Source organism: bacterium (genome assembly GCA_030693205.1).
Lineage (GTDB): Bacteria > Patescibacteriota > Minisyncoccia > JAHIHE01 > JAHIHE01 > JAHILZ01.
Map to the genome: position 1 here is coordinate 87,583 of JAUYBG010000006.1, position 22,113 is coordinate 109,695.

The window sequence follows — 22,113 nt, forward strand, 5'->3', positions numbered from 1 at the left end:
TATATAAGAAAAAATAATCTTTTCTAATTATGACGTCAATAACAATCAACCTTATTATCAAAAATCCGGGAAAATTACTTGCCGCTAAAAACGCATTTAGTAAATATGGAATTTTAATAAACCAAATTAATAAAGAATTCCCCGAAATTCAAGCGGACACAAGCTTGGAAATAGCTAAATATACAGCAATACAAGCTGCTAAAGAATTTAAAATGCCTATGATCAGAGAAGACCACAGTATGTTTATAAACGCACTAGGCATTCCCGGTCCATACGCAAATTTTATAGAAAAACATCTGCCAGTTGAAAAATTATTGAAAATTCTTAAGACCCAAAAAGACAGAAGCGGCTATATGGAAGTTGCAACTGTTTTTGCTGAACCAAACGGCTTTACTTTAGAATATATGTACAAAGTACCTATTTATTTTGAAAATAAAATTAATATTCCTGACCCGAAAAATGGCTGGAGCGGAATTATCAGACTCGCAAACGAAACAAGAACATTAACAGAATACCCTGAAGAAGAACGAGTGAATATATGGAATAAAAATTATATTTCTATCGCTGAATTCTTAATTAAAAATAAAGAAAAATATTTAAAATAATTTTAACATCTCGTTAACCCAATTATAAACACTTGGATACTTTTTCCACAAACGACTACCTTGTAAAATCAAATCTTTATGATCTGGATAACCGATATTTTTTATTTTTCCATGCAAAGAAATAAAATCTTCAGTATCTTGGATTACAGCATTAAACACTTCTGCCATACCCCATAACTTTCCTTGTTCAGTATCCATCTTTCTAGTCTCGGGAAAGTTTTTTTGCACAAAATCATAAAATATAAAATGGAGCATTTCGTGAAAAATAGTAAAAAGCTGAAAACTGCGATTATTATAAATAAAAACCTGAAACTCACCTGAATCAAGAAAACGAGGACAAAAATCAAATATAGAAAAATCGCCAATATATTTTTTCCTTGGCCACGGATACCCATTAAATAACTTACTTACCACTAAAAAGAAATTATTTTGTTCTTGATTAATATATTTAATAGTATTTTCACTAAGAATTTTTATTTCTCTGTTATTAGATTTATAAAAATCTATAATGTATTTATTTAAAAATTTCTTTGGATTTTCAGCTGATTTAATTTCAATAAGTTTCGGATGATACTTCAAAGCTCTTTCCTTCCAAAAATCACACCCTCCAAAATTTGAGCTAAGGTAAAAATCCCAAGCTTTGACTTGATCTAGTTTTTGATCAAATTTTAATTTTATAATTGGTTGCTTCATAAATAAAACCCACTATCATTCTATCTTTTTTTTAAGAAAAAATCCAGTGGGTATAAAACCTCCCTTTTTATATTTCACTATTTAACTAACCTGCGCTTGCTTATAAAGATCCCAAACAAGCCATTCGAGCGTCATTTTCGCATGTACGCAAAAGCGTTTATCGAGTGCCCAAATAGAACCCTCTTCAAGCTCTGCTTGATATGGACAGCCTCCACCACAAATACCTAAAGCAGGGCAGCTTTGACATTCCGGCATATTCAGAGGCGATCTCATACTCCATTCTCTGAAATCTTTATCATTGCTGATATTAAAGTCGTTGTCGTAGACATTTGTTGGGAAATATTTCTTTTTACCAACAAACCCATGGCAAACTCCAATATCTCCATCAGGTGCAATCACTATCTGATTGCCCCCAGTTGCTCCGCAGTCAAATGGCCAAACTGTCTTTTCGATAAAAGCATTCGCTTTTCTCATTATGCGATCTTCGTAGACGCCTCTTTTTCTAAAAACTTGAAAAGCATCAAGAATAAATTTTGCCGCTCTTTCGTTGTAACCATTATCCATTTTTCCGTCATTACTAATCAGCAGATTTAATCCTAAATTGGATATTCCGCATTCATCCAGTAAAACCCGTATGGTAGCGTCGAAATCACGGATACTTGCCTCTGAAAGAGTGCATGACGCACCGATATTCATACCTGCTTCTTTGCAAACCTGAAAGCCTCTTTTGATGTCTTGATAAACGGGCTCTCCGCTTGCATAGATCCGGCTGGAGTTAGTTGCAAAGTCATCGCCGTCAATTGATATTGAGACCTGAACATCGTGGCTCTTAAGCATTCTGGCAATCTCGTGATTTAATAAACTTCCATTAGTCACTAGATTAAGGGTTGTTTTTTTGGGAAGCTTACCACTTTCCATGTACTTTTTAATCTTATTTAAAAGCATCTCAAGTACTGTCCAATTCAACAAGGGCTCTCCGCCATAAAAAACAATTGTTTTTTCTAGATCAAACTGTTCAGGATCTTCTGCAATTAATCGACAAAAGAAATCAAGTCCTTTAAAAGCTATCTCCTCTGTCATATTACCCATGGGATTATTATTTTTTACAAAACAATAACCGCAACGGAAATTACACCTTTCTGTTAGGATGACATAGGCTAAGTGGGGATAAGGCTTGCCAAGCAAATCCATGAAATAATCAATAGCTTTTTTATCTTCTGCGGGATCCTGGATCAAAACTTTTACATTTTTAAGGGCATCAACCGCTCTTAAAAAAGTTTCTTGATCTTTTGAGCCAACAAGCGCGAGTAGGCTTTGCGAATCAGCGCCTCCCTCAAATTTCTTAATTATCGGCAGAAGCGCATCCGGAATATAAACTGGCATCATCCGAAGAGAATGATAGCAAGCTATTACAGGTTTTTGCTCAAAAAAATGAGCGTATCTTGAAAGGAAAAGGGTTGTTCTTTCCATACATTACCTCCTTTATTTCTATATAATCTATTTTCCTTTATTCGAACAAGGAAGGAGAAACCTTTGCTTCCCCATCCCTATTCGGCCGAACAGGTTTTTACCATAGCGATTTATCTATGCCCTTGTTGTATCTACATGCGCACTTACACGCACATGTACCACATTTGGCTGCATGTACAGTATTTGCAGCATTACCTAGCACCTTAGCGGCATCTACCGCTGTTGGCGAAATAACATCCATTTTTACATCCTCCTGTATGTTTTAAAAGAACTCATCTGGCTAAATAGCTTCTATTTAGCCATCCTTCCTTGAGCACAACTCTAACAAATCCGGGAGTTTTGTCAATGACAAGTTGCCATATAAAATAATCTTACAAAAAACATTCCCGCATTTATATACAAGAATGTTTTAATAACCAGAATAAACCTCGCCGATCTTTCATTCTATTTTTCCACAATATCTACGATTTTAATTTCGGTAAAAGGCTGTTTGTGCCCTTTGTGAACTCTTTGGCGTTCCTTTGCCTTGTATTTGGTCAAAGTCACTTTTGGCAATCTTCCTTGTTTCAAGACATCGCCGGTCACTTTCGCGCCTTTGATGACAGGAGTGCCAATGACCGTCTTGCCGTCATTGTTAATAAGCAAAACATTGTTAAAATCAATCTTATCGCCTTCCTTGACGCTTAATTTTTCCACTTTAATTTTATCGCCGGGAGAAACCAAATACTGCTTCGCTCCGGATTCAATCACTGCAATTTTCATATAAAAATAATTATCTGAATTAATATAATATTTACTTTAACAAATAATGGGTGGAATGTCAACCTCTTTAGTCTGTAAGCCCTCTTAATGCTTTACCCCGTCAGAAGTTGTAATCTAACCTTGCTTTTAAATGAAAACTGAAGGCGAAGCCGATTTATCTTTAAATATAAGGAAATAAATGAGATTTTCCTAAAACTTCTGACCGGGGTTGACAAATCCTGAATTTCTGCTATACTTTAGATAATTTACTAACGCACTAGATTTACCTATGATTAGTTTCTGCAATCAAAGCAAAAAGGGTCAAATGCTCAATACCGGCTTAAAAACCGTGCAATTCCGCTACCGCGCGAACCTAGGCGACATAAAAGAGATGGCAGAAAAAATCTAATAGTGAATCCGGTGCGGGAGCAATTCCCGTATTTTTTTAAAAAAGGAGGGGATGTCGTTCTTTTACAATTTAAATAATTTTCTTCAGGGCAGAAATTTGATTGCACAAAAATGTAATCAATAACTGTCTTGAAGATACAAAAATCTCGAAGCAGAATGAAAATCACGAATAGGATAGAATGGGAATGTACAGAATACGAATACTTCATCTGGAAGTAAAACAGAACCGAAATAAAATAAAGCCCCTTAGGGCAGGATAAAAGTGATTGAAATGGTAATCAAGAAAGAAGGCAATGGCGAAGTAGGAAAAATTGAACAGATTAAACTGCCAAAGTGGCTCGAAGAACTGATAACGAAAAAATGGTTTCTGTATCTGTTTGCCGCTGTAGTGCTTGTGATGGTTATCGGATTCTCATTGCCGGCAAGTACGCGAGACAATATTGCAAATGCAATATTTGCTAAAACTGCAACTGATGGTTCGCTCTCGTCTGGCGGCAGTTCGTCTGGCGGCGGAATGATGGGTAATAGTCAACCTGTAGTCGGAACGGCAACTCCAACCCCGACAGAGGGGAAGGAGAAGAATCAGATCAGTGCGGATCGTAATGACCCGATTCTTGCGCAAAGAATTAACCGTCTGGAAATAGGCGGAAAATCTTTAATGCCAATTGGCAATCTTCCGCAAGAGATAAGAATTGGAAAATCAAATCTCTATATTACAAGCATGATTGTCAATAATAAAGTTAGCGGCTATTTAGAAAATCGTGGCGCCAATAATATAAATATAATAGGTGAAAAAAAATTCACTTTCATAACGAAAGATTATCTATATTTAACGGAATTACCTATAATTTATATAAACGGCCAAAGTAGCTCAAGCGCTTCCACCTTTTTGAAAGCTGGAGAAAAAAAATCATTCCAGACAATTGATACGCAAAACATAAACGAATATCAAAAGCTTGGAGGATTAAAAGACGATCTCTTAAAAATAAACAATTTAGTAAAACAATCCGCTTATATACAAATAAGCGAATTCAGCACTTCAGATGCATAAGTAAGTATATGCATCTTTTTTATTTTTTATGGATTAACGTTGATCTGAACTCTATCCATAATAGGACCGTAACAACCATTCTTACTAGTTATTCTTAACCACCCCTCATACTTACCAGCTGCCGCATATGTCGTCGATGTCATACCTCCAGTATATGTTACATCAAATAATGCATTACCGAGAACACCTAAAACACCAAGTAATAAATCACAATTCGTTGTTTCACTTTTTGCATAATCTGATGTCCATCCTAACCATGGGGTAGTATAATCGATCTCATATCTATCTACCCCGTTATCAAAACCCGGACCATCACTGAGAACATCGGTTTTTAAATTTGGATAAGCATAGTCCGCTGAATAAGTTCTTCCATCGAAATAAACAGTTTCACCCACTTTAACGCTTACTTGTTTTCCCATAGGCATAAAAGTTGTCCCTACCCTTAAATCCGCTTTCATACAATGATACAACCCATCGCTTGCCCAAGACGGATTTGAACAAATATCTTTGCAGGCAAGCTTTCCCGAAACAAAAATTTTCGCCGGATGTCGCGGGTAATCGGTTGCGATGCAGGCAGGAACTCCGGTAGCGGTAAAATTTACTACATTACTGGCAATAAAAGTTGAGCTGGAATACGGATCAGTTTCCGGAAAAATCGCCTGAAGTTTTACATCATCGGCACAAAATGTAGGAAGCGTAGACAAAATAGAAAAAATACCGCTAGCGTTCGTTTGTATTTGAGTATATCTCATTCCATCAATTCCTGCCCCATCATTAATAACATATACTCTTATATTGGTGTTAACCACGGGATTACCGCTTGCATCAGTAAGCTTCCCTGCCAGAGTTACAGAAGCGCCAACAGCCGCGGATGCTCCGTCTGCGGGAGAGGTTAAAGTGATTTTAGCGGGAGCATTAGGACTGACAAAAACATCTGCTTCCATATTATCTATGCAATGGCACGGCGCATTAACTGTTCCATTTCCCAATGAACCGGGTCCATCGCACATCTCAAGCGGATCGCTTGCCGTCGGACTATAACCTACCGCACTCCACGGCATCGCCGGATTTTTAAGCACTAGAATATCGGGGTTGATCGTGTTAATAATCACCCAAGAAGAAATGGCCAGAAGAAGGCCGATAATTGCCGAATTAATCGTGTGTTTGGCATCTTCGATGGCTGAAGGATTGCCGGCGGAAGTCAGATATCTTGCGCCCCCGATGACGATCGCGCCCATCGCCACAATACCGACTACGGAAATAAGAAAAGTATAAAGCCCGGAAAGATAGACTTGAACTTTTGCGCCGGGTGGAATGCCGGGAATAGTGACCAAAGCGTTATAAGTTGTCTGAGCTAAAGCGGAATTCGAATAAAAAAATAAGCTTAGTAAAAATATAATGCTAGCTAAAACTATTTTTTTGTTTTTGCTAAAAATTTTTAAAATCATATTGTTTTAAAGAAATTATCTATACCGTTATTATACAATTATTGGGGTTTTTAGACAAGCGTGAACTATATATTTTCCCAAATTTTATCTTTATCTTTATCTTCCTGCCGCACCGGCAAAATTACGGTAAAAGTCGAGCCTTTACCTTCCCCTTCCGAGATTACCTTAATTTTTCCGTGACAGTACTTTTATTTTTTCTTTCCAATAATAATTACTCGCCGACTATTAATATTTAATTTCTCCATATCATAATTTCCATATACTGAAGATATGAATAAGTTATTATCGTTAAACTTTCTTTTAAGTTCTGGAAAAGTATAATACCTTACTCCTTTATTACTATGATCTTTGTCTACGACAAGCTCCATCTTGGTAAAATCAAATTTATATGGAGCTTTCGGATTTTCTCTTAAATAGCCGATAACCCTAAATACATTATCGCAGTCCAGTAAAAACATTCCATTCTTTTCCATTATTTTAGTAATATTTTTCAATGTTTCGTCAGGCTCAATCATTCTAAGATCAGAAAAAAATAAGAATATTTTATTATACTTTTTTTTAAGATCTAATTTATGAATATCCTGTGTAAAAAAATTTATCTCTAAATTTTCTTGTTTGGCGTGCTTTTTGGCAACCTCGATCAAATAATCGGAAAAATCCAAACCATCAATATTATATCCTCTTTTTTTAAGCTCAATAGTATGCCGTCCGTTACCGCAAGCAACATCTAATATCTTGTCTCTCTTTTTTAATTTTAAGGATTTAATAAGAAAATCAACGTCTTTTTGCAGCTGTTCCGGGGAAAAATATTCTTTATGCTCTTCTAGATAAGAACCTTTTGGACCATAATACCGTTTTAGACTCATAATTTTATTTATAATTATATTTTTACTCCAACAATAATCATTCTCTTGCTGTTAAAATCAAAATTCTCTCCTTCATAAGATCCATAAACTTTTTTTATCCTTAAACCATTTTCTTCTAAGATTTTTTTAATTTCTGGAAAAGAATACAGTCTTAAAATATATTCGGATTTTTTTTGTTTTCCTTTTTCTGTAATTTTTAGTTTTACATGGTCTTGGAAAGTAATTGGATTAAAAGCATGATTTTCCAAAATATTTTTTTTACCATTTTTGTATTTAAAAACACTTTTAAAATGAGATAAAAAATAACAAATATTCCGAGTGTCAATTATAAATTTCCCTTTACGATTTAATGATTTAGAAATATTTTCAATAATTTTTCTGTTGTCGCTATCGCTAAAATATCCGAATGAAGTAAAAAGATTAAGAATAACATCAAATCTTTTTTTAAATAAAAACTTACAAATATCCCCATAAATAAAATCTGCTTTAACGCCTTTTTCTTTGGCAATATTTTTTCCAACTCTTAAAAAAGGTTTTGAATAATCAATGCCCACCACATTATATCCTCTTTCTGCTAATCCAATCATATGTCTGCCCCAGCCACAACATAAATCTAAAATTTTGTCTTCTTTTTTTAATCTTAAAATATTAATGATAAAATCAATTTCTTTTTTGGTTCTCTTGTCGTCAAAAAGAAAATAATAAAGCTCTAAATAATCTTTATTAAAATAGTATTTCCACCAATTATTTTTAATCATTTTATTTTTTTATTTATTAAACCTTTGGTTTATTTTAGTATAGCATAAATAAAAATTTTATCAATATAAAAATAACTGTAAAATTTGAATTTTACAGTTATAAACTTTTTAAATTCCAGCAAGTCTGATCGGCATGAACATCATCGCCAAATTTTGACATAGATATTCCCTTGCATCCTCCATTGCACGACAAAGAAAATTTACATACTAGACATTCTTGTACTATATCCATCGAAAACGGATTTGTTTTTTCCCAAATCGAACGGATATTATTATTCGTCAAATTTCCTAAAACCGGAAGTCGCGAATGTGGACAAGGAGTAATTTTTCCGTCGAAAGTTATATTACAAATACTTCTTCCTGCTTCACATCCTCTTATTGCTTTTATAGATTGATCTATAAGAAAAGGAAAAAATACCAATTTCTCGTAAGAAATCATTTTGGGGTATTTTTTTTCTAACAAAACCAATGTTTCGGTCGCGATTCTGAGTTGGTCGCTTGTTAATTTAGAAAGAGAATTTGCTCTTCCTTCTTGCATACATCTAAAAGCAATAAACCAGTCTATTCCTAAATCATAAACAGCTAAAAATGTTTCTTCTATTTTATCAAAGTTTAGATTATTAACCGTCATTGCGCAGCGAACATTCATTCCCTGATTTTTAAGAATCGTAATCGCTCTAATGGCTTTTTCGTATACTCCTTTTCCTCGAATAAAATCGTGTATCGTTTCTGGACCATCAATGCTTACTTGAATTACCGATAAACCTGTTCTCGATAGTTTTGCCGCTCTTCTTTTAGTTACCAATATTCCATTGGTGCTAAGCGAAACGCTGACACCTTCTTTCGTTGCTCTTTCGATTATTTCATCAAGGCAACAGACAAGCAATGGCTCTCCGCCACCAAGACCAAGATAGAATATTCCATTATCCAATAGCTGCTTTTCTATCGCAAATATTTGCTCTGCAGATAAAGCATTTTTTGTTAAACCAGATCCTGTATAGCAATGCTTGCATCTTAAATTACAAAGATCAGTTAATTCCCAAAAAACTATTGAAGGGAATTTTAATTTGGGAAATACAATAGGTTTATCGTCTGTATTATTGGAAAATTTTTTAGTTGATAATATTATGCGTCTATTACAGCTATCAAATAAACCAATTTCTCCAATCTGATTTACGAAAGCAATAATTGTTTCATCGTTTATATTTTTATGCCTTCTTTTTATTTCCTGAACAATGTCACTAAGACTGATTTCTCCTGTGCATAATTCTATAATTTCTATTCCAATTTTATTTACCCGAAAACATATTTGATCAGTTTCTATGGCTAGCTCTACTGGCGGTTTAACTAATCCACCAAAATTTTCTCTGCGATGGCGTACCCCTTTTGTCAAGTGTGGCTTAAAATCTTGTTCCATTATTAACCTCCATATAATTCAATTTCTTGTCTAAATAAAATATTTGGAATTATTGCCTTTTAAAAAACAATAATTCCAAAACCCGTCTAATCTCCGGCATAAGTTGGGAGCATTACGCATCCTGTAGATATCCTTTCTATTACTGGACTTTCTTGCTCCGAATCTTTCTCTGTCTTAGAATTTTCTAAACCCATTTTTTCACCTCCTCAAATTTTAAAAGAACTCATCTGGCTAAATAGTTTCTATTTAGCCATCCTTCCTTGCGTATAACCCTAGCAAATCCAGGGGTTTTGTCAAATACTGACTCCCGCTGATTACTTATATTGGGGTTTTTAGACAAGCACGAACTATATATATTCCCAAATTTTATCTTTATCTTCCTGCCGCACCGGCAAAATTACGGTAAAAGTCGAGCCCGCGCCTTCCCCTTCCGAGACCACCTTAATTTTTCCGCCATGCTTGGCTATGATCTGCTTGGCGATAAAAAGTCCCAGGCCGGAACCGTTCGGATTGATATAATTGGATTTTTTCCCGCGTGAAAATTTTTGAAAAATCTATTTTAGACCACCTTTCCATTCCTTTTCTAATTCTTCGATCGATTTTTCGAAACCATTTTCAATAATTTTTAAATTTTCCTCGGAATTATTTAATCGCGACAATCTTTGGTAAGTTTTTTTAAACTTATCCCATCCGTAAGTATTGATTAAAAATCTGACAAAAGAGCCAACTTCCGGATAAATTATTTTAGAATCAACCTTTTCCCAATTTTTATTATCAATTAAGTTTTTGATAGAATACAGTTTTTTCTGACTCAATAACTCTTTGGAAATTATATCAATATCCTTACCGAATAAATTTCCTTCCATAAACTGAGCTAATCCCTCGCAAAACAAATATATCGATAACCCAAGGGATAAAGACAAAAAATGAGTATCTTCATGCTCGCCGATAAACTGGCATTTATCATTATAAATCGTATGAATTTCAAATTTGTTTGTTTTTGGTTCGCTATTAACTAATTCAAAATCTCCCCAAATCACATTACCAGGGCTGTCATCGCCCATTAAAGATGCTTTGCTTTTTAAGGACGGATAAATATAATAATGAATAATTTGCTTATTTTTTAAATCAAGAAACGATAAAATTTTATTGTGATGTTTTTCTTTTAGCTTAATAATTTTATAAATATCATTTTCAGCTAAAGAATTTTTGAGATAGTAAAAAACATAATGGTTGCTTTTTTGTTTAATCCATTTTTGCCTCAAATAATCGTTTTTATACCACGGAATTTCTTGTTTTATTTTCATATTGATATATTAGCTTAAATATTATACCAAACAATAAAAAAATTAGCCATTATTGTGTTTAAATGGCTATAGCTTTATTCAAAGTTTAATTTTACTAATCCCTTATTTATTTTTTCCACAAGTTCACGCCTGCAATATGGTTCTAATAGACTACCTATTGTTACATAGGCATCAAACCGACATCCTCCGCCACAAATAGGAACGAACGGGCAATCTTCTGAAAGACATTTATCCAGATAGCTAAAATCCATAAATTTTGCATCATCGGTATTAGCCGTTGAATCTATGTTTCCAAAAGAAAATCCATCTCTTCCTACTGTGCTTATGCATTTAAGCAATGCTCCGTCTGGCTCTATTGTAGCCGAATTTATAGCTCTCGCGGTACACCAAGGACCGACTAAATATTCTTGAGGAATTACAAATCCTCTTTTCTTTGCTTCCTTGCAAAGCCACAGATATTTATCAGCGCTCTCGCTAAAACTTAATCCAAATTCATTAAGGTAAGAGTCCGGCGCTCGCTTGCCCATATCTCCGCAAATAGTTGGAGCCACTATACCAAAAGAGAATTCTATTTTATCCTGCAGTTTATTTTCTGCCAAAAAATCAAACAGCTGCGGTATTAAATCAACATTCTGCCGGTCAAAATTGACTCTAAGGTGAATTTTTTTAACAAAACCTTGATTTATAGAACTCAAGATATTTTTTGAAATTTTATCAAATGTACCCTTGCCGTCTTTTCTGAACCTTCTTAAGTCGTGTACTTTTCCGTATCCATCAAGAGTTATCTGAACTCTATCAAGGTTGCATCCGTTTAAGAAAGAGGCAATTTCTTTATCAAAAAATTCACCATTTGTCATTATGCCGAGTTCAAGTGCTAAGTTTTTTTGCTTGGCTATCGTGTGCAGTTTTGGCAAAATAAATCTGATTGTCTTTTTATTCAATAACGGCTCGCCCCCGTACAGAACTACTCTTAGCTTATTGCAACCAGCATGGTTACCTAGATAAGCATCACACCAATTCACTATTTCATCGGCTATTTGAATTGACATTGATTTATGTTTTTCTATTCCTCTCTCGAAACAGTAAGGGCAGGCCAGCTGGCAATTTCTAGTAAGGACAAGATATATTCCGAAAGTTTTATCATCCAATCTGGCCTTATGGAATAGCTCTTTGTATTTTAGCTTTTCGTTTAATTCCGCAGGAACGAGCATTTCCATTTTTACGAGCTCATTTATGTAATCGCCTAAATACGAACCAGTAATATTAGATTGTCCATTGTTTGTAATTTCATCGATTTCTCTTTTTAGCCGTCCGGTTAATCTTACTGTGCTTGTAGTCAGCGTATTTCTAGCGATGATTTTATCGCTGTTTTCATATTCAATCCAAAACACAAATCGAGACCATTTCAGTTTCACATCGTTCACCTCTTTGTCATTGATATATTTTTGGGGAAGTTTTATTAAACCTCCCCCTTTGCTTATGCGGTTAATAACCGCAGCCATCTTTACCCATATCGCCGGTACGGGTTCCGGAATCAGTGCCTTTTTGGAGCACTTCAAAATCTTGGTTGCCGTCATTGCTCATTTTTTCACCTCCTCAAATTTTAAAAGAACTCATCTGACTAAATAGCTTCTATTTGGTCATCCTTCCTTACAATAACCTTAACAAATCTCAATAATTTGTCAATCTTTAGCTTTAATGTACAAGTTATAGATTTTGCAAGTTTTATCCCCTATCTTCCCTGCCGCACCGGCAAAGACACGATAAAAGTCGAACCTTTGCCTTCCCCCTCCGAGATTACTTTGATTTTTCCGTGATGCTTAGCTATGATCTGCTTGGCGATAAAAAGTCCCAGGCCGGAACCGTTCGGATTGATATAATTGGATTTTTTCCCGCGGGAAAATTTCTGAAAAAGAATTTTTTTATCATCCCCGCTCAAGCCTATGCCCGTATCAGTAAAATAAATATTCACGTTATCTTTCTCCCGCTTAACTTCAATAATCAATCCGCCTTTTTCGGTATATTTTTCTGCGTTATCTATTAAGTTCATAAAAACATTGTGAAGAAGCTTTTCGTCAGCTTCGATCTTCGGAATCTTCTGGGAAGATCTTTTGTATTTCAAATATAAATTCTTTTTTTTGAAATTAAGATTAAGCATTTCGATATTTTCCTGAAGCATCTTCCGTATATCAATTGGCTGAAAATTCAATTTTAACTCCCCTTCGCTTTCCGTCGCTGTCACCATATCGTTGACGATATTGTTAAGACGCTCTGTATTATCCACGATTCTCGCTTTTACTTCCAACTTTTTTTCCGGAGTAGCTTTGTCAAAATCCTTGGCATTCCACATTGAAATAAATCCCCGCATTACAGTCAAGGGAGTCCTAAGCTGGTGAGAGACGATATGTAAAAAATCACTCTTCACATCCAATGCGTTTTTAAGCTTGTCTTTGGCTATAGTAAGCTCTTCGATATTTTTATTCAAATTTTGATAAAATTGAAGGTTATCCATAACTACGCTTACATGCTGGGTAAAAGCATTGATTAGATCTAAATCTCTCGGGCTGACTTCCGTAATTTCTTTGGTAAAAATAAAAATCAAAGCTCCTTTTTTCTCGCCTCTGATTGTCATTGGAACCGATGCGAATGTTTTTCCGCCAAGTTTCTCTTGTATCAATAGGGACGTGGGCTTATCCAACGGCGGACAAATAAAATCCGCTATGTTCGACCCTTTTTCAATTTCGTTATTGAGAATACTTTTGATAACCAGACCGCAATTTTTAGAATTTTTGCTATCAACAATCAAGCTGTAATCGCTTAATTCAGGCTTAGATAATAAACACCTTGCTTGCCTCATTTTATCTGATTCTGTGGTAATATAAGCGCAAGCTTTTCCACTATCTTCATCGTAGCGAATTAAAAATGTTCCCATAATACCAAGATGCCCGAGTTTTGCCGGCACAGCATCCATAATATTCTGCACGCTTTTTTCAATTTCCACTCCCAAAGAAACCATTTTGTTTAAAGACAGAAGGGATTCCAAATCCTGCGTTTTTTCCTCAAGATTTTTTAATTGATTTCTAATTTGTTCGTATTGACGAATATTATTGATTGCAATAGCCACTTGATCAGAAAAAGTTTTAAGCATTTCCTGCTCTTCTTGAGAAAATTCTTTTCTGGTTGAGGTAAAGAATACTACTCCCAAAATTTTGTCTAAAAATATAACAGGAAGAGAAATACAAAGATTCATGCCCATAAATTTCTGCATAGTATCAGCCAATGATGCATTTACAGCGGGACTGATAAATTCACTCATATGTGCCCCTACATGAATTTTTCTTGTAAGGTAAGTTTGTACGGTTAAATTATCATCAAGATTTAATGGGTAAGTGTGTTCTTTGAATGGCTTATTCAGCCATCCGACAACTTTTTGGCCTAAATATGATTGCGTATAAGACCAAGGTATAAGTTGCTTATTAATTTCGTCAGGTAAAAACAACACTCCTCCTATGAAATCCATCTCTTCAACCATAACGTTCACCATCTTTTGGGTCAATGCTTCATAATCTTTGATAGTAACAAGCATAGAGAATATTTTCTGCAAAGTCTTGTAGCGCATCTCTTTTGAGGTTGGTTTTTCTACAAGTCTACCTTTAAATCTATCGGTATCAATGTTTGGGAAGATAAGCTTTCTTATTATACCTTGGATTAAGTTCATTTGTTTTTTAGGTTATCGGCTAAATCTTGATAAGCAGTTAAAATTTCCAGAGGAAAAACAGGAGAGAATACTTCTATCAAAATTTTAAGCTGAGCCCTTCTGAGATTCCCTAAATTATCTTTATAGTTTGGAAGGTGTTTTTTTGCGAGCTTTAACATATTTTTCATTTCTGTTAATTCAGGCAACTTTTGAGTATAAAAATTAAGCTCGCCTTTTTCTTGTTCTTCCTTCCAATCATGCAAATAAATTGCCGGAGCATAAGCAATTGACCATAATTCTGCTAATGTTAAATTTTCAGTAGGCTCAACGGAGAAAAAAAATTCTTGTATAGTTTTGGTAGTCATCCAATAAGGAATATCTCTGAGTTTTAAAATGTCACCAGCAACCTCTTTATCTACATACTCTACCCCAAGTTTTTTATACTCGGAAAGATAACTGTGTTGTTCGTTCTCTGTCCCTGCAAGTTGAATTAAACCTCCATACATTAATCTTTTAAGACCATTATTAAAACCTGTCACATTTTTGATTCTAGAAGCCGCTATTATATCAACAAATTCACCTAAACCCTTCACCGAATTAACTAAAGAACGAATATCATTTCGTTTTTCTTTCATTTGCTGAGGAGTTGGAGGAAAATCAGATCTATCAAAAAAATCATCAATAAAATGTGTAGCAAACGCCAGATACGCCTTCTTACACATCTCTTCCTTGTCGTTAGAAGGAATAGCCATAATAAATGCTTGTATTTTCGAATCATTAAATCCGTGAACCGAACTTGTATGAAAAAAATCATTGAATCCAATTAATGCAACATCTCGTTTAAATTGCATTTCAGCTTTATTTACTGCTCTCATTATTTGATTCGATTCTTTCACTCTAGAGAAAAGCTTTTGTAATTTATCTATGTGTGATATTTCTATACCTTTACGAAACCCAATCATAGACTCCATAATATATAAAGGTCTATATTACTTTAGTAACTGACATTTGCTAGAATAGATTGTCTAGAAAATGAAAGACAAGTAATACACCTTTTTCTAAATAAACCCACCTTGTTTTCCCACTTTCTCATACTCCTTCACCCATTTTTGCAACTCCGCCGGCAATTTCACGTTTTTAACTTCCTCAATTTCTTTTTCGATCCTCTTTGGGGTCAATTCTCTTAATATTCCGCAAACTACCGGATATTTTCTCTGCTCCGCCTTGGTAAAACCGTAATAATTAAGAAGCGATTGTGTTTTTTCTTTAGCCATTTTAAAAAAATTATTAATTAAGTTCTCTTTTTCCTCCCTTGGTAAGCCGTAGCCTTGGCGCAAGGTGACTATCCTGCAAATTTTAATTATTTTTCCTGCTTCTTTTTTATAACTAAATCTTTACCGTGATACAGTGCCAATATAAGCAGATAGAAAAATGCCGCGTCAAGAATAAAATACTGCCAGTTAAATTCTTTTGTACTGCCCTGTCCATAAGGACCTCTTAAAAAACCGCACGAAACTTTCCATGGCATAGGCGGATCCAACAAACTATCATCGTGTACAACAAATTTTAGCGGCCAGCCGCACGAAAGATTTTTTAAATCCGAGTGCTTAGTTACCTCAACTTTTGGATAGGTAGATACTAATGCAACTATAAAAGAAAGCGCGATAAAGAAAACTTGGACAAATATTTTTTTTCGCATATAGGTTTATATTATCAATACGTTATTCCGCATGCTTCGTTTGAGTATGCAGAACCGCCAATGTTATTTGTTGCTTTTAGGCGGTAGCAGTATTGAGTCATCGACGAAAGAGAAGAATTTATCCAATACCATTTCCCTGCTCCGGGCAAAAGTTCATCATATGCTCCGACAAGAGCCCCAAAACTGCCAAGAGATACCCAACTTCCACCTGTGCCAGTTTTTCTTTCTATCCAAATATTGGTTTCGTCATATGTATTATCGGTAAAATTCACTTGCAAACTAGTCGCTGTTGGATTTGTAACCGATACATTACTTGGTGCATCAGGCACTTGACCATTATATGTCCATGATTGTGTTCCCGGCACAGCGGTACTCCACGCGGGAATTAGAGTATAAATTTTATATTTCGCACTGCACCAAGTTGTGTAACAAAAACTTGGACTACGATACCCGACCTGCCCTTGAAGCTTAAACTTGTCAGACGCATCATTTCCGTCAGCAGTACGAATATATGTGTAATAATTTGTATTTGCTTGCAAGGCATCTGCTTGAGCAGCTCCTATTGTATAAGATAACTCATCAATTTCACAACCAATTCCTTTTGTTGGTTCCATAAATCTGGTATCAATATATGGTTTAGATGCTGCTGGCCAACTAGTAGCTGCATAAGTTGTTGTCGGGTAACACCCGGGATATGATGTGCTATTCCCGTCTAAATATGTTTTTCTGTCGTAATTATAAAGAATAATTTTATGCTCATAAGTCTGGTCGGAAGCAAAATTTATTGTATTCCATATCATATTTTGTTGCGTGTATCTTCCACCATAGGAAGAAGGATAGAAATATGAAGTACCAGAGGTTGGGAGTGACAGGTACATCGGTGTTGTCGTTAATGCTGCGGTACTTATAGTTTCACTACCTGAAAGGTACGCTTCTTTTGGAGCAGTTTTCCCGCGAGTTTGCAGAGCAATATCATGCTGATTATTTTTGACATTGATCTTGTCTACTACAAGACCTTTTTTAATTTGATCGATACTGCTGTTCTCGCCTGTTACCGTGATTTTCGTTATTAAAATATTTTCGATATTACCAGAACTGCCGGACGATAACTGGTTAATACCTTTAACATCAGCAAGGAATGCTTTGCGGTTTTTTATATAATCTTCTTTGATGTTTTTTTTGTTTTTAGGATCAACCACGTAAAAATCATGAACGGCTTCGTTATTAACCGTAAAGTTGCTTTCTAATATTATTTCATCAAAGAAAGTATTGTTTCCTCCTGCAAAAAGCGCATCTAGCGCAATAGGATTTTTAAGTTCAATTTGAACAGTTGAGGTGTTGTTTTTAAGCAAACCTGCATCTCCCGCTTTTGCCTGCGTTAGTTGTGAATAGTCGAAGCCGGACGCAAGCGCAGTTATTGCAAGCGCAAACACTATGACATAGTAGATATTTTTCATAAATGTGAATATTTTTAATTAATAAAAAACTTTAGTTTTGATCATATCCTAAAATAAACCCTGATGACATACGGTTAATTTTACAACATATTTTTTATTTCAGTTAAAAACTTTAATTTTAATTTTTAACTTCCTCGATTTATTTTTCAATCCTTCCCGGAATTAATTCCCCCAGAATTCCCGCCACCACCGGATATTTTTTCTGCTCCATTGCTGTAAAACCATAATAACCGAGAAGCGATTCTGTTTTTTCTTTAGCCATTTTAAAAAAAATATTAATTAAACTTTTTTCTCATTTTTAATTTCCTTTTCTCGAACTTCTTTATTAACTTTATCAACATTCTGTAAAATTTTATCGTCCATTATAAATTTTTTACAAATTAATCCTTTGATTTTCATTTTTTAGATTATACCATATTTTGCCAAAATAAACAAAATACCCGTATAACATTAACCAAAAACGGGAATATAGAATGAATTTATACGGAAATAAAAAACTCCAAGAGCAATTCCTGGATTTTTTATAAATTTAACAATTGTGAGCGATAAAAAAACAGGCGAATCTTTACCTGTTTTTTATTTTATTATTTTTATTTTTGCGAATCTAAAATTTGTTTTATTAATCTTGATTCTGTCGCTTCTAATCCCGATTGTTCATTCTCTGTCTCTATCACGACATCTCTTAATTGTTGTTTTTCAATTTTCCATTCCCCATTAACATTTTTGAAAATAAAAACCTGAAGTATGATTCCTGGCCACCCGTCAAGTTCTTGACTAAAACTAAAATCAACAAGACTTATTATTCCAATTCTATCAAACAAATTTTTATAGATTCTTGGTAAACTAAATTTTAATGTTCCAATTGTATCGTTTACTTCTAACGGATAACGAGTAATTAGCCTCTTTGACTCTTCTTTATGCGCCTCAAATACTCCTGGTAAATATAAGTTTTTAACTTTCTCTAAGCTTTCTTCTTTTTTAGTAGAATTATATTCTTCTTGCGCTTTAATAATTTTTTCTATAATTCCATTAAACTTTTTGATTTCTTCTTCCGATATTTTAGCAGTTTCAATACCTAAGCTTTTATTATGTTTTTCTGAAGTATTAAAAACCTTAACACCAAGTATTGGTTCAAGCAATCCATAAGTATCCGAAGAAGTTTGAAGTTGTACAACAAAAAACATTAAAACGCCTACAACAAGCGCTATTCCTATAATAATTGTAATAAGTTTTTTATTCATAGTATTTTTTTAATTTTTATAATTTAAGTTTATCCTATAAATGGTAAAAAGTAAATCTTTAGAAGATAATACGATGATTATCCCCTAAAGATTGTTTAATCGCTTGCTCTTTGTTTAATCGAACAGGTAAAAGATCGGCTCCATCTTTTTATCCATTTCGATATCCATCGGATCGGCTATTTCCCATGTCCAGCGCCACGATCCGCTTCTTGGAACCAAAACATTGGGCGCCATTCTTATTGCTGCATGGCCCCTAATTTCTGCCATTATCGAATTCTTGTCCCTGACAATGGTCATTCCTTGCTGTTTTGCTACTTGCAGAACTACATCTGCTGCATATTGTGGGAAATAATACATTTGCCATGCATCAGAGTAGGTATAGGAACATAATTGTATAACTTGTGTTCCTGAGCCCCAGCCATTGCAAGGATTACTTGCACTTCTTGGACCGATTGAATATGCTGATGCATTTGGTATCATGGCAAACATTGCCACTATCAGCAGTGCGATGACTGCTAAACTCATTTTCTTCATTTCTGATCACTTCTTGATTTATTTTCGTTTTTCGTTTTTCTGCTTTTAATTTCCCCAGTCTTCTTTGCGCTTTTTGCGCGTTTTTTTTGTTTTAGAGAGCTACATTTTGTTTGCCTCCAATACCACTAATACTAACAAAAAAAGCCGTTCTGTCAAACGCTTTTTGGGGGATAAATAATTAATAAAAAAATGGGCGGTATATCAATAATATAATTGCTCGCTCGGAAAAAGCGGCAAATAAAAATTTGACCGACGACGATTTAAATGATAAACTGGAATTACTAAATAAATAAATTTTATAAAATATAGTAATAAATTTATGATTATAAAAGATATTTTAAAAGAAACAATTAATAAAATACTAATTTTATCGATTGCTATTGTTGCTGTTTTTTTAAGTTACTATTTAGTAAGCAAGAATAATAATAAATTACCGCAAAAGCCAATAGTTTTTTTATCGTCAAATAATATTTGGGTTATGAATTCCGACGGAACGGACAAAAAACAATTAACAGACACGGGATATGACACGACTCCTTCTTTTAATTCCAATGAATCAAAAATTGTTTTTAGTAGAAAAGGAGAAATATTAACAATGGACTCTAGCGGAAATGATCAAATAGTTCTAGTGAATAATGACGAATATAGTAATGGGTTTCCAGCGTGGAGTCCTAACGGTAGTAAAATAGTTTACGTAGCAGCTAAAAGTATAAAACTCATGAGCTATAACGAATGGCAACCAATACCGTATGAGATATGGATAATGGATAGCGATGGAAATAACAAAAAAAAGATATTCGAAGATTTAAAAGACAAAAAAGATTTATCATGGAATCCTGATGGATCAAAAATATCTTTTAAAGCTTCTATTAAAGAAATTACTCAGCCTGAAATGTATGATCTTCCTTATGAACTTTGGGAAATTAATACTGACGGTAGCGGTTTAAAACAATTAACAAAATTTGAAGAATAGCCGAGTGTGGTAACTAAAAATTAAATAAAAAAATGGAGCAGTTGTTTATTACTGCTCCTTGTATATTTCTCTGTATTTTACCAGAGATCACTTCCTCCTGTTTGTGGGGCATAGCCGAATCTGATGTATTCTCTGGGATTACGGAAAGTCCCATACCTGCTATTTTCATTGAGTTCAAAATGCAAATGCAGTCCAGTAACGCCTACTGTGTTTCCAGTATTACCTACTGTTCCGATTTGCGTTCCAGCGTAGATCGTATTTCCCACGTTAACATTTACAGTATTTAGGTGGTAATATTTTGTCCATTCTTCCGTTGGACAATAATTTCTATATTTGTTTGAGTCACCTGGATTATGTTGGATAATAACATAGTTTCCAGCTCCATATGCGCCTGTGTCGTATCTGTAAGATCCTGTTCTAATCTCTTTCACAACGCCTGTTGAGGGAGCATATACCGGAGTGTCTAGTGGTGCATATATATCTATACCTGTGTGAGCATCACCATACTCTTGTGTTATTACTGCGCTTGATGCGGTTATTGGCTTTACCATTGTTTGTCCGAATGATCCCATAACTGGCTGTATTGCCAGAAGCCCTATCGCAGCTAGCATTATTATTGCTAGCAATCCAAATCTGATTTTCCTCATTTCTACCACTTCTTGTTTTATTTTCTTTTTTTGTTTTTCTGCGTTCAAATTACTTAATCGTCTATGCGTTTTTTGCGCTTTTTTATTTCTAGTGTGCTCGCCTCGTATTTATTACGGGCTATTTTTAAAATTCCTCCATTTTTATCATCCTTCACCCCTTGAGGTTAAAATGATACTTCTAATGATACAAAAAAAAAGGCCATTTCGTCAATGTCCAAATTGGGGATAACTTCCCAATAAATTTATTAAAAAATTGTGGGCGGTATATCAGCGATATAATTGCTCGCTCGGAAAAAATAAAAGTAAACTTTTGCTTTTTCCTCGTTTCACAATTATAGGACTTGAACCCCGATACCATTTGCCTTCGGCAAAGCTACGGGGCAGGCCTATGACCTTTTGTTGTTTCACACATCGGTGGGCATATCTGGACTCGAACCAGAGACCTCGTCGATGTGAACGACGCGCTCTAACCAACTGAGCTATATGCCCTTGCCTTTATTCGTCCCGCCTGTCTTTTTCTTCCAGCTTCATCTTATTGACGATTACCATATTGGGCTCTTCCAGCATCGCCATAATAAATTTATCATAAAGATCAAACCGATAAAGAAACTCTTTGCTGTCCATCAGGGTAAAATTCACTTCCTGCCCGATCTCCGCTTCCAAATTCTCGACGATTTTTTTAAACCGAGTTTTGTTCAGCTTGTCGCTTACCGCCAAAAGATCCACCGATCCTTTTTGATTTCCCAGCAATACGCCCCCCACGGCGGCAAACCGGATCTCGCTGATCTTCTTGATCACGCCGGAGACGGAACTATTCGCCATCGGCGTTTCTTTTAAAATCAATCTTTTAACTTCAAGGAGATAGGAGAATTTGGGATTAAGCTGATATTTTTTGGCTCCTTTTGTGTTTTTGGAAATTATAAACTTCACCCTTGAAAGCCGGCGCAAAAAAATGGAAATGGTTTTTACTCTCCCTTTTACTTTTTCCCCGATTTCCGCTTGAGTAAAAATGTTTTCGGGATTCTGGATAAATAATTTCAAAATCCTGATAAAAAACTTTGAACCAAAAAAAATTTCTAAATTCGACATAAATTAATGATT

The 22,113-nt window shown here is 34.7% G+C and carries 23 protein-coding genes and 1 tRNA gene; 3 read left to right on the forward strand and 21 right to left on the reverse strand.

What is annotated here, in order from left to right:
• The first annotated feature begins 29 nt into the window (after positions 1 to 29).
• A complete protein-coding gene (locus Q8N37_01315; GenBank protein MDP3057146.1) occupies positions 30 to 605 on the forward strand; it encodes a non-canonical purine NTP pyrophosphatase in 576 nt (191 codons plus the stop codon).
• Here the strand turns inward: Q8N37_01315 and Q8N37_01320 are convergent.
• The 3 genes from Q8N37_01320 to rplU all read right to left on the reverse strand — a co-directional run bounded on the left by Q8N37_01320 (position 597) and on the right by rplU (position 3,530).
• Positions 597 to 1,298: a hypothetical protein gene (locus Q8N37_01320; protein MDP3057147.1), complete on the reverse strand. Its 702-nt coding sequence runs from the start codon at positions 1,296 to 1,298 to the stop codon at positions 597 to 599. The genes Q8N37_01315 and Q8N37_01320 overlap by 9 nt on opposite strands.
• A gap of 81 nt (positions 1,299 to 1,379) precedes the next feature.
• Positions 1,380 to 2,768: an SPASM domain-containing protein gene (locus tag Q8N37_01325; protein MDP3057148.1), complete on the reverse strand. Its 1,389-nt coding sequence runs from the start codon at positions 2,766 to 2,768 to the stop codon at positions 1,380 to 1,382.
• A gap of 444 nt (positions 2,769 to 3,212) precedes the next feature.
• A complete protein-coding gene (gene rplU, locus Q8N37_01330; protein MDP3057149.1) occupies positions 3,213 to 3,530 on the reverse strand; it encodes a 50S ribosomal protein L21 in 318 nt (105 codons plus the stop codon).
• 649 nt (positions 3,531 to 4,179) lie between these two features.
• On the opposite strand from rplU, the gene Q8N37_01335 reads away from it, so the two are divergent.
• Positions 4,180 to 4,968, forward strand: a complete 789-nt coding sequence (locus tag Q8N37_01335) for a hypothetical protein (GenBank protein ID MDP3057150.1) — start codon at positions 4,180 to 4,182, stop codon at positions 4,966 to 4,968.
• Between the two features lie 26 nt (positions 4,969 to 4,994).
• Here the strand turns inward: Q8N37_01335 and Q8N37_01340 are convergent, their stop codons facing one another.
• The 15 genes from Q8N37_01340 to Q8N37_01410 all read right to left on the reverse strand — a co-directional run bounded on the left by Q8N37_01340 (position 4,995) and on the right by Q8N37_01410 (position 19,383).
• A complete protein-coding gene (locus tag Q8N37_01340) occupies positions 4,995 to 6,416 on the reverse strand; it encodes a hypothetical protein (GenBank protein ID MDP3057151.1) in 1,422 nt (473 codons plus the stop codon).
• Between the two features lie 188 nt (positions 6,417 to 6,604).
• Positions 6,605 to 7,282, reverse strand: coding sequence for a class I SAM-dependent methyltransferase (locus Q8N37_01345; protein ID MDP3057152.1), 678 nt, complete (start codon positions 7,280 to 7,282; stop codon positions 6,605 to 6,607).
• A gap of 14 nt (positions 7,283 to 7,296) precedes the next feature.
• Positions 7,297 to 8,040, reverse strand: a complete 744-nt coding sequence (locus Q8N37_01350; protein ID MDP3057153.1) for a class I SAM-dependent methyltransferase — start codon at positions 8,038 to 8,040, stop codon at positions 7,297 to 7,299.
• Positions 8,041 to 8,137: 97 nt separating this feature from the next.
• Positions 8,138 to 9,457 (reverse strand): radical SAM protein, encoded by a 1,320-nt coding sequence (locus tag Q8N37_01355; GenBank protein ID MDP3057154.1) that lies wholly within the window; start codon positions 9,455 to 9,457, stop codon positions 8,138 to 8,140.
• 347 nt (positions 9,458 to 9,804) lie between these two features.
• The gene (locus Q8N37_01360) at positions 9,805 to 10,011 is read right to left on the reverse strand and encodes a HAMP domain-containing sensor histidine kinase (GenBank protein ID MDP3057155.1); all 207 of its coding nucleotides are present in this window, start codon (positions 10,009 to 10,011) and stop codon (positions 9,805 to 9,807) included.
• Positions 10,012 to 10,764: a hypothetical protein gene (locus tag Q8N37_01365; protein ID MDP3057156.1), complete on the reverse strand. Its 753-nt coding sequence runs from the start codon at positions 10,762 to 10,764 to the stop codon at positions 10,012 to 10,014.
• A gap of 74 nt (positions 10,765 to 10,838) precedes the next feature.
• Positions 10,839 to 12,323 (reverse strand): SPASM domain-containing protein, encoded by a 1,485-nt coding sequence (locus Q8N37_01370; GenBank protein ID MDP3057157.1) that lies wholly within the window; start codon positions 12,321 to 12,323, stop codon positions 10,839 to 10,841.
• Positions 12,324 to 12,496: 173 nt separating this feature from the next.
• On the reverse strand, positions 12,497 to 14,482 hold the full coding sequence (locus tag Q8N37_01375; GenBank protein ID MDP3057158.1) for a GAF domain-containing sensor histidine kinase: 1,986 nt from the start codon (positions 14,480 to 14,482) through the stop codon (positions 12,497 to 12,499).
• A complete protein-coding gene (locus Q8N37_01380) occupies positions 14,479 to 15,432 on the reverse strand; it encodes a hypothetical protein (GenBank protein ID MDP3057159.1) in 954 nt (317 codons plus the stop codon). Before Q8N37_01380 ends, Q8N37_01375 begins: the two co-directional genes overlap by 4 nt.
• An 87-nt stretch (positions 15,433 to 15,519) precedes the next feature.
• On the reverse strand, positions 15,520 to 15,735 hold the full coding sequence (locus tag Q8N37_01385; GenBank protein MDP3057160.1) for a hypothetical protein: 216 nt from the start codon (positions 15,733 to 15,735) through the stop codon (positions 15,520 to 15,522).
• A gap of 86 nt (positions 15,736 to 15,821) precedes the next feature.
• The gene (locus Q8N37_01390) at positions 15,822 to 16,160 is read right to left on the reverse strand and encodes a hypothetical protein (GenBank protein ID MDP3057161.1); all 339 of its coding nucleotides are present in this window, start codon (positions 16,158 to 16,160) and stop codon (positions 15,822 to 15,824) included.
• A 14-nt stretch (positions 16,161 to 16,174) separates the two neighbouring features.
• A complete protein-coding gene (locus tag Q8N37_01395; GenBank protein ID MDP3057162.1) occupies positions 16,175 to 17,617 on the reverse strand; it encodes a fibronectin type III domain-containing protein in 1,443 nt (480 codons plus the stop codon).
• Positions 17,618 to 17,756: 139 nt separating this feature from the next.
• Positions 17,757 to 17,879, reverse strand: coding sequence for a hypothetical protein (locus Q8N37_01400; GenBank protein MDP3057163.1), 123 nt, complete (start codon positions 17,877 to 17,879; stop codon positions 17,757 to 17,759).
• A 328-nt stretch (positions 17,880 to 18,207) separates the two neighbouring features.
• Positions 18,208 to 18,858, reverse strand: coding sequence for a hypothetical protein (locus Q8N37_01405; protein ID MDP3057164.1), 651 nt, complete (start codon positions 18,856 to 18,858; stop codon positions 18,208 to 18,210).
• 114 nt (positions 18,859 to 18,972) lie between these two features.
• Complete coding sequence (locus Q8N37_01410; protein ID MDP3057165.1) at positions 18,973 to 19,383, reverse strand: hypothetical protein; 411 nt, start codon at positions 19,381 to 19,383, stop codon at positions 18,973 to 18,975.
• A gap of 328 nt (positions 19,384 to 19,711) precedes the next feature.
• Here Q8N37_01410 and Q8N37_01415 point away from each other — a divergent pair, with 328 nt between their 5' ends.
• Positions 19,712 to 20,365 (forward strand): hypothetical protein, encoded by a 654-nt coding sequence (locus tag Q8N37_01415; GenBank protein MDP3057166.1) that lies wholly within the window; start codon positions 19,712 to 19,714, stop codon positions 20,363 to 20,365.
• A gap of 77 nt (positions 20,366 to 20,442) precedes the next feature.
• On the opposite strand, the gene Q8N37_01420 is transcribed toward Q8N37_01415, so the two are convergent.
• The 3 genes from Q8N37_01420 to Q8N37_01430 all read right to left on the reverse strand — a co-directional run bounded on the left by Q8N37_01420 (position 20,443) and on the right by Q8N37_01430 (position 22,101).
• The gene (locus Q8N37_01420) at positions 20,443 to 21,060 is read right to left on the reverse strand and encodes a M23 family metallopeptidase (protein MDP3057167.1); all 618 of its coding nucleotides are present in this window, start codon (positions 21,058 to 21,060) and stop codon (positions 20,443 to 20,445) included.
• A gap of 367 nt (positions 21,061 to 21,427) precedes the next feature.
• A tRNA-Val gene (locus Q8N37_01425) sits at positions 21,428 to 21,501 on the reverse strand.
• 6 nt (positions 21,502 to 21,507) lie between these two features.
• The gene (locus Q8N37_01430) at positions 21,508 to 22,101 is read right to left on the reverse strand and encodes a hypothetical protein (protein MDP3057168.1); all 594 of its coding nucleotides are present in this window, start codon (positions 22,099 to 22,101) and stop codon (positions 21,508 to 21,510) included.
• Between the last annotated feature and the right edge of the window lie 12 nt (positions 22,102 to 22,113).